The sequence below is a fragment of the Frankia sp. CcI156 genome, assembly GCF_001983015.1.
Taxonomy (GTDB): Bacteria; Actinomycetota; Actinomycetes; order Frankiales; family Frankiaceae; genus Frankia; species Frankia casuarinae.
The window spans coordinates 1-7636 of record NZ_MOMD01000103.1 but is presented as its reverse complement, the minus strand read 5'-3'; the positions used below and the strand labels follow the sequence as shown (position 1 = coordinate 7636).

8 protein-coding genes are annotated in these 7636 nt (G+C 69.7%); 2 read left to right on the top strand and 6 right to left on the bottom strand.

Features of this window, described 5'->3' with window-relative positions:
* The first annotated feature begins 170 nt into the window (after positions 1-170).
* Positions 171-971 (top strand): carbohydrate kinase family protein, encoded by an 801-nt coding sequence (locus tag CcI156_RS23205; RefSeq protein WP_035734624.1) that lies wholly within the window; start codon positions 171-173, stop codon positions 969-971.
* Positions 972-1147: 176 nt separating this feature from the next.
* Here CcI156_RS23205 and CcI156_RS23200 read toward each other — a convergent pair whose 3' ends face one another.
* The 3 genes from CcI156_RS23200 to CcI156_RS23190 are packed head-to-tail and all read right to left on the bottom strand — an operon-like array spanning position 1148 to position 3622.
* Positions 1148-1789: a hypothetical protein gene (locus CcI156_RS23200; protein ID WP_076808246.1), complete on the bottom strand. Its 642-nt coding sequence runs from the start codon at positions 1787-1789 to the stop codon at positions 1148-1150.
* Positions 1790-1802: 13 nt separating this feature from the next.
* Positions 1803-2942 carry a radical SAM protein gene (locus CcI156_RS23195; RefSeq protein ID WP_076808244.1) on the bottom strand — a complete coding sequence of 380 codons (1140 nt, stop codon included), beginning with the start codon at positions 2940-2942 and terminating at the stop codon, positions 1803-1805.
* Positions 2939-3622 (bottom strand): hypothetical protein, encoded by a 684-nt coding sequence (locus CcI156_RS23190; protein WP_076808253.1) that lies wholly within the window; start codon positions 3620-3622, stop codon positions 2939-2941. Before CcI156_RS23190 ends, CcI156_RS23195 begins: the two co-directional genes overlap by 4 nt.
* 185 nt (positions 3623-3807) lie before the next feature.
* Between CcI156_RS23190 and CcI156_RS23185 the strand changes: the two genes are divergently transcribed.
* On the top strand, positions 3808-5361 hold the full coding sequence (locus CcI156_RS23185) for a helix-turn-helix transcriptional regulator (protein WP_254847584.1): 1554 nt from the start codon (positions 3808-3810) through the stop codon (positions 5359-5361).
* Here CcI156_RS23185 and CcI156_RS23180 read toward each other — a convergent pair.
* The 3 genes from CcI156_RS23180 to CcI156_RS27300 form a co-directional block, all read right to left on the bottom strand.
* Positions 5358-6179 (bottom strand): alpha/beta hydrolase, encoded by an 822-nt coding sequence (locus tag CcI156_RS23180; protein ID WP_076808242.1) that lies wholly within the window; start codon positions 6177-6179, stop codon positions 5358-5360. The two genes, CcI156_RS23185 and CcI156_RS23180, sit on opposite strands and share 4 nt — an antisense overlap.
* Positions 6180-6265: 86 nt before the next feature.
* Positions 6266-6865: an ATP-binding protein gene (locus CcI156_RS23175; RefSeq protein ID WP_076808240.1), complete on the bottom strand. Its 600-nt coding sequence runs from the start codon at positions 6863-6865 to the stop codon at positions 6266-6268.
* Complete coding sequence (locus CcI156_RS27300; RefSeq protein ID WP_254847583.1) at positions 6862-7086, bottom strand: recombinase family protein; 225 nt, start codon at positions 7084-7086, stop codon at positions 6862-6864. The genes CcI156_RS23175 and CcI156_RS27300 overlap by 4 nt, the downstream gene beginning before the upstream one ends.
* Between the last annotated feature and the right edge of the window lie 550 nt (positions 7087-7636).

The following is a 7636-nucleotide window of genomic DNA, read 5'->3' as shown; positions in this document are numbered from 1 at the left end:
ACCGGAGCCCCGCGCCTTCATCGTCTCCACCCCCAGGGACGCTCACACCCAGCGACGCTCACGGAGCGTCACCAAACGTTGCAGGGAAAGGCTCAGTGGGTCATTTCCCCTCGGCGAACCAGGRCGCGGCGGTCCGGACGGTGGAGCCGTCCATCGCGGCGGATGGCCCTATGGCCGCCGCCGTCCTGGCCGCCCTCGAGGTCCCGGCGCTCGTGCTCTCAAACGACTTCGGCGATGATCCGGGCGGGGTCCAAATCCAGGCCTGGTTAGAGCGGCACCGGGTGGCCTCCACGGCCCGGCCGGTGCCGGATCAGTCAACGTCGCACATTGTGATCGTGGCCGACGATGACGGCACCCGAACCTGGTTTCCGTACCTGCCCGGGGTACTGGATGGGCTGATGGCCGTGGACCTCACACCGCTGGCCTCGGCATCCTTCGCCTATGTGGACTGCTACCAGCTCATCGAACCAGCAAGCCTCCGCGCCATCGAGGCCGCCCGCCGGGCAGGGGTTCCGCTGCTGCTCAACCTCGGCGGCTCCAGCCTCAGCCCGGAGGTGGCTTCCGCGCTCCGGGATTGGCCGGAACTGCTGGTGATCCAGACGAACGTGGACGACGCCGCGCACGGGGAGGCCCTGGCGACGGCGGCCTCCCTGCGGAGCCAGACCCGGGCCTCCTGGGTGGTGGTCACGGCCGGAGCCTTCGGCGCGGTCGCCCTMAGCGACACCAGCCGGGTATCCGTTCCCGCCTTCGAGATCGTGGTACGGCACACCCACTGCGCCGGCGCGGCCTTTTCCGGCGGCCTTCTCTACGGTCTGCGTCTCGGCTGGCCGATGGGGGAAACCCTGGAGCTGGCAGCGGCCAGCGGAAGCCTTCGCTGCGAGCGTCCCCACCACGAACCCCTTCCGGACCTGGACCAGCTGCGCGCCTTCATCAGTTCCCGCGCTCGTCTGGCTGCCCCGGCCGCTGGCTGACCGAACGAGAAGCCCGCCCCTACGCCGTTGGAGGGGCGGGCTCTTCGGGGTGAACGCGGTTGGTCGGTCTACGGCGGCGGGTGATTAGTCGCTGATGGGCGGCACCTCCTTTGGATGCGGGGGCGTCGGCCGCGCCTCGGCACCGGCAGYGGCCAGGCATGGGGCGGCGGGGCGGTCTAAAACAGGTCCCACTCCCGGAGTGAAGTGGTCAGCTCGTCCAGGCGGTCCCGCGTCAGGCGTTTGCGGGCGGCCTCGGCGGCCGTTTCCTGGGCGGCGCCGAACTGCCACCAGCGCTCCCCAGTCTTCCGGTCCATGACCAGGAAGCGATCTTTGACGGCCGGGCCGCGGATCACCAGCGACACCGTGAACGGCTCCGCCACCACGGCGCGCACCATCGAGTGATGCAGGGCGTAGCTGCTRCCCACCGGTTCCGGCCRCACCACCAGCGCCTTCAGCGCGTCCGGGGCCGGGGAGTCGTCCACGTCCACATTGCCGAAGAGGTGGTGGCGGTACTCCCCGCGCAGCACCAGGCTGGCGTAACTCCAGCGGTGGTTGTGAGGCCGGTCGAAGTAGCCGGGGAGGAAGACGTGCAGCCGGACCCGGACACCAGCGTCATCCTGGTRCAGCACGATTTTGTCCAGGATGTCGTAGTGCTCGCACAGGGCCAGCAGTTCCGGCCGCGTCGGCAGGCGGAGCAGGGCTTCCCTCACCGCCTCCGGGTCCTCCGCCACCTGCGCCAGCGCCTTGCGGGTGCCGCTCTCCACGGCGTCGAGGTCGTCCCAGTCCAGTCCCCGGAGGGGCTTGATGATCTCATTCATCAGGGTGTCTCCCTCAGTCCTCGGGCTTGGCGGACGACTTCCACAACCGGCACACCGGCACGATGTCCGGCTCCGCGGCGCAGGAGGAGCCGCCCATGACGACTTCCTCGGCGGGGCAACCGCCCTGGCAGGCGGAGGCCTTGCACCCGCCGCACGCGCTCGTCATCAGCGGTTGGGTGAACAGGTCGAACTCGTTGGCCTCGCGGTTCAACACCACCTGCCCGTCCTGCATCCGGGCGAAGTTGAGGTCCGTGTCRAACAGGTACGAACAGACGTAGCAGCGCCCGTCGGGAAAGATCGAAATGCGGTCCAGCGTCCGGCCGATGCACCCCTGGTATCCCTCCGCCGCATAGCGGCTCATCTGGTTTCGCCGGGCGTAGGTGGGCTGGTACCAGACCCGGGTTTTGTAGGCCGGGGCCACCTGGTTGATGACGTCGCAGTACGTCACCCAGGCTGATGGACCCATCGCCATGTCGGCGTTGCCGTGGCCGGTGCCGATGGTGGAGAAGACGTGGAACTTCACGAGGGACACGCCGATCTCGTCGGCCAGGTCCAACAGCTTCAGGGCGTCGCCCCGGTTGGCCCGGTTGACGGTGCAGATGATCCGGGTGTCGAAGCCGCGTCCGGCCAGCTCCGCCGTCGTCTCCAGAGCCACGTCAAAGGTGCCCTCGCCGCGTACCTGGTCGTGGGTGGCGGCGCTCCCGCCGTCGAGGCTGACCTGGACGTAGGCGAAGTCCGCCGGTTCCAGCTGGCGGAACTTCCGTGCCGCGGGCTTCTGGGCGTTCGTGGTGGTGATGACGTCCTCGTACCCCAGCTGCCGCCCGAGCCGGATGGCCTCGATGTAGTTGGGGTGAAGCGTCGGCTCCCCGCCCAGGATGGTCAGCTTGCTGCCGCCCATCCGTCGCCAGGTCCGCAGCGTCTCCGTGAYCTGGGGCAACGGCATCTTCAAGGCGCGCTCCAGTCGTTCGCCCATGTAGCAGTGTTCACAGCGCAGTTGACAGGCCTCGGTGATGTAGAGGTACACATTCCGGAACCGGCCGTAGGCGATCCGGTCAATGTGTTCCGGGGCAGGTGCGTCAGCCCGGCGCGGCATCCGGGCGTGGCCATAGTCGTCCCTCGGGCGCAGGTGGGGAAGATCAAGGAAGGTGGTCATGCGGGGCTGCTCCTGGCGGTGAGGAGGGCGGTAACGGCCTGGGCGGTGTCCTCGGGGGTGGTGCCGCTGTCGAGCGCGTGAACGGTGACGCCGCCACCCGCGAACGCCTCCTTGATCCCGTCAGCGGTCTGGCGGTACCGCTGTAGCCGGGCGCGGAGGAGCCGGGGCGCGTCCCCGCGGCGGGGGTGGAGGATGCCGCCRCACCGCGCGCAGCGCTGGGGGTCGTCGGCGCGGGCCTCGGCGGGGAGGCGGGGGTCACGGATGGGGTCGCGCTCGCAGCGGTGGCAGACCCGGCGGTGATAGGCCCGCCGGTACAGCGTGGTGACGTTCACCGTCAGCTCCACGGCGACGACGGCGCAGCCGGGGGCCGTCTGCCGGAGCGCCGCCAAGAAGTGCCGGACCTGGGCGGCATTGCCGGGGAAGTTGTCGAAGATGACTGTCCCCGTGCCCCCGGCCGTGACCAAGTCCTCCAGGTAGGCCCGGAGGGTGGCAATCACGGTGAAGTCGTCAATCCAGCCCAGGCGTTCCGCGCTGKTGGCCGTGGCCGCCAAGATCGTGGTGGGGACGTGCTCACGCAGGCGGAACACGGCGGTGGCCGGGGCCTTGCTGAGCCGCGCCGTCAGCGTGGTCTTGCCAGCGGCCGGAGGTCCGAAGACCGGGACGGCAACCGTGAGGGTCACGGCATCCCCCTTTCGCACCCTGGGGACGGGGATTGAGATGTCCTCAGGGTCCGGCCRGGGATCGTGGAGGACCACGCCTGTGGTTCGTGCCGGGCATACGCGAGACGCATAGACACTGCGCCGGAGGGTGTTACGGTCGGGTCCGGATCGTGCCCAAACGGTTACGGAACGGGGGATGGCCAGGCATGACGACCACKCCTGACCTACGGCACTGCGCCCGGTGCAAACGCCGCCTGGCCGCCGACAACCCGCAGCCCATGTGCGGCACCTGCCARCGCGCCGTCATCGACGCCCGGGTCCGCCCGCCCGAGGTGCCCCCGGAGTTCTGGGCGCTGGATMAGATGAGCGACGCCCTGGCGACGTGGCACATGGGCCGGGTGATCTTTGCCTACCGGACCCATCCCCACCATGCCCAACCCATCTCTCAGGAGCTGGTGGGCGGGTGGCTGGGCCTGACACAGGCGCAGCTCAGCCGGATAGAGAACGGCCGCGCCCCCGAAGAGCTGACCAAGCTGATTCGCTACAGCCAAATCCTCGGCATCCCGGGGGAACTGCTCTGGTTCGACCGTCCCGGGGAGCCGCGCACCCGGGCCACCGGAGGGAGCCAGGCGCCGGCGCTCACCGTGCCGGTCATCGTCGGCGGGCAACAGGTGGCGCTTCCCATTGACCGCGCCGCCGCGCACTCCCACGGCCTCACTGATCTGGTCGCGGAGCTGGCTTCGGACTCTGGCGAGGCGGGCGCGCCCCAGGTGCCGATGCCCCGGGGGGAGCGGGCCGCGCCCGGGTCGGCCCACGTCGTCCCACTGGCGAGCCTAGAGGAAATGCAGCACTTGGCCGCCGCGATGCAGGACGCGGGCCGCTACCTGGATGAGACGGTGGTGGGCTACTTCGGCCAGCAGTTCACCCGGTGCAAGGCCAACGACGGCCAGATGGGGCCGCTCCGGGCGCTGCCCCTGGTGTTGGGCGTCCTCGATGCCATCMAGTCCCGCGCCCGGGATGTCCGCCCCCAGGTGCGGCGCGCTCTCCTCAGCGTCGGGGCAGACGGGGCAGAGTTCGCGGGCTGGCTCTACCGCGACTTGCACGACGCTACGTCGGCGGCCTACTGGTACGACCGGGCGATGGAGTGGGCGCAGGAGGCCGGGGACCTGCCAATGCAGGGCTACATCCTGCTTCGTAAGTCCCAGTCCGCCTATGAGGACCGTGACGCGACGCGGGTGCTTACCCTCGCCCAGGYGGCGCGCTACGGGCCGTGGAACCTGCCGCCCCGGGTTCAGGCAGAGGTCACGCAGCAGGAGRCACGCGGTCTGGCGATGACCGGCGACCCCATCGGCGTCGTGGAGCAGAAGCTTGACGAAGCTCGCGCGCTGCTGGGGGCGGCCGACGACGACCCGGATTCCCTGGGGGCCGGGTACGACGAAGGAACCTGGTTGTTGCGGTCGGCCACCTGCTACATCGAGGCGGGAAAGCCGGGCCGGGCCGCGGCCCTCTACGGCGAAGTCCTGGCAACCGGCGCGCTGTCCCGCCGGGACGAGGGCTACTACCGGGCACGCCGGGCTGTCGCTCATGCGTTAGGCGGCGAGCCTGACGCCGCCGCCGAGGAAGGCCTGACCGCCCTGCGGCTGGCGACGGCCACCGGCTCCAGCCGCACCACCCGGGAGTTGACGCGGGCCGCCCAGATATTGACGCCCTGGCAGACCCGGCCCGGTCCCCGCCAGCTGCGCGCCGCCCTGCTGGTCTAACCCGCCGTGAGCCAGTCCGCCACCGTGCGGATGACGAAGGCCTGCCACTCCTGGCTTTGGGGGTCGACGTAGGTGGGGTCCTCGTGGACGGCGAAGCCGTGTTGCGCGCCCTCGATCTCCACGAGCTGGTGTTCCGCCTGGAACCGGGGTGCCGCCGCCCGGGAGGCGTCCACCGAAATGAAGGTGTCCTTGGTGCCGTGGACGATCAGGGTGGGCGCGGCGATTTCGGCAACCACCTGAATCGGCCTGATCCAGAACACCTCCGCGAGCATCGCCMGGCCGTGYYGGACCGTCGGGGAGTGGTRGATGAAGCCGTCCTTGGTCAGTCGGGCGGCGGCTTCGTCGTCCAAGAAGTCGCCGTGCCAGTACGGCTTCTGGTCCACGTACCGGTTCTTGTAATCCAGCTGAGGGTTCAGGAGCACCAGCCGGGCCAGCTCCTCCGGCCGCTTGGCTGCGTAGTAGGCGGTCAAGCCGCCGCCGAAGCTGGTGCCAAGCAGGTGGATGACCTGCGCCCCGGTGTCCTCCCGCACCCGCGCCAGCGCCACCGCGATGTCGTTGAGGTGCGCCGTCAGCGTCGTCTCCTCCTGGCGGCCTTCGCTCTCCCCGTGGCCCCGGAGGTCAAAGCGCAGCGAGGCCACTCMCGCCTCCGCCAGCCCGGCGGCCAAGCGCGTGAAGAAGCCGCCCTCTTCCCGGGTTACCCCGCCGCCGTGGACCAGAACCGCGGCCCGTTCGTACGTCGCCTCCGGCGTCACGAGGGTTCCGGCCAGGTGCAGGCCGTCGAAGGTGCGGAGCGAAACGGCGGTGTCGCGCGAGGGCATGGCACTCCTTTGATGATCGGCTGCCGTCCCCTCCATCCTCCGGCCCCGAGCGCACCCAGACCAGAGGTGGCGGCGGCCGGGTGCGGTCACGGYCGCGCGTCTTCACCCGGCGGGAGGTCCCAGTCCAGCGCGCGGAGGCCGTCAGCCACCCGCCGGAGCACCACCAGGTCCGTGAAGACCTCGGCGGGCTGGGCGGGGCCGGATGAGGCCGGACGGTGGGGTAGCGGTTCGGCGTCCTCGGGGAGGACGTGGGCCGGGGCCGCCAGAGGCAGGCTGCACCAGACCACCTTGCCGCCGGAGCGGGGGCGGTAGTACGCCCACCGGGCGCTCAGGGCGTCCACCAGCAAAAGCCCGCGCCCACCTTCGGCGTCGTCTCCAGGCTTTCGCCGCACCGGCGCGGTCTGGTTGGCATCCCAGACCTCAATGACCAAATCGGCGTCCGTGCGGGTCAGGCGCATGGCGATCACGCCGCTCCGGCCTGCCGACGCCCGGCACGCGTTGGTCACGAGCTCCGAGGCCAGCAGTTCCGCCGTATCCGCAACTGCGGCCAATCCCCAGGCAGCCAACGTCGCCGTGGTGTGCTGGCGGGCCGCGCTCACCGTCTTGGYCGTGGCCTCGAACTGCCGGACCGTGGACGAGCGCGCCAGGCGTGGGCGTGCGCTCGTCGAGGTCGCCGGGGCCGTCACGACGGCTGAGCCCCGACGTCGTCGCCGGCGGCCGCGGTCGCAATCAGCCGCGCACCGGCCTCACTGATTTCTGCTTCGATTGCGCGCCGTGCAGCAATGAGCGAGGAGAGGTGATAGAGGTCGGGAACGATGACGATGRCACCGTCCGCGCGCCGGACCGCATCCAGTAGCAGCGTGAGGCCGGGGCGGATGAGCTGGCCCGGCGGCATGTTCCGGTCCACGAACACATCGGCGAGGGCCTGGCCCCGGCGGCGGCGTGGGAACCGAGYCGATCATGCAGGCGGTCTACCTCGGCTTCGTCGTCGTCTTCCGTCCTGATGTAGCCGTACRCCGTCCCGGGCATCCGCGCTCCMTCGCTGGCCGTGGTGACGACCCGGACCGGGGAGTGACCTCAACCCGGCCCGGGACGCCTACGGCAACGGTGAGCGGCACATCATGGGGGGCGCCATGCATGTCGGGTATAGCGACCATCCATATAGTCCAATATCCAATCCAGATCGGCGCCTAACCTCGCTGGGCCGAATTAAATTCAGGATTGATCTGCCGCGCCGACTTTGAGTACGTAATTGGTGTGTAGGAGCGTTCGCGCTTCGCTCAGAACTTCCAATAGGACTTCTGCCACCAGGGGAGCCTCGGCTGAATCTCCGGCCAGCCAGCCGCGTAGCTTCGCTTCCAGCTAGAGTTTCGCAGTTTTCTTGATCCAGATCAGTGTCTGGCAACGGCTGGATAATTTTCCCGATTGCTTTCGGGTGGATGATTCCCTGGTGCCTG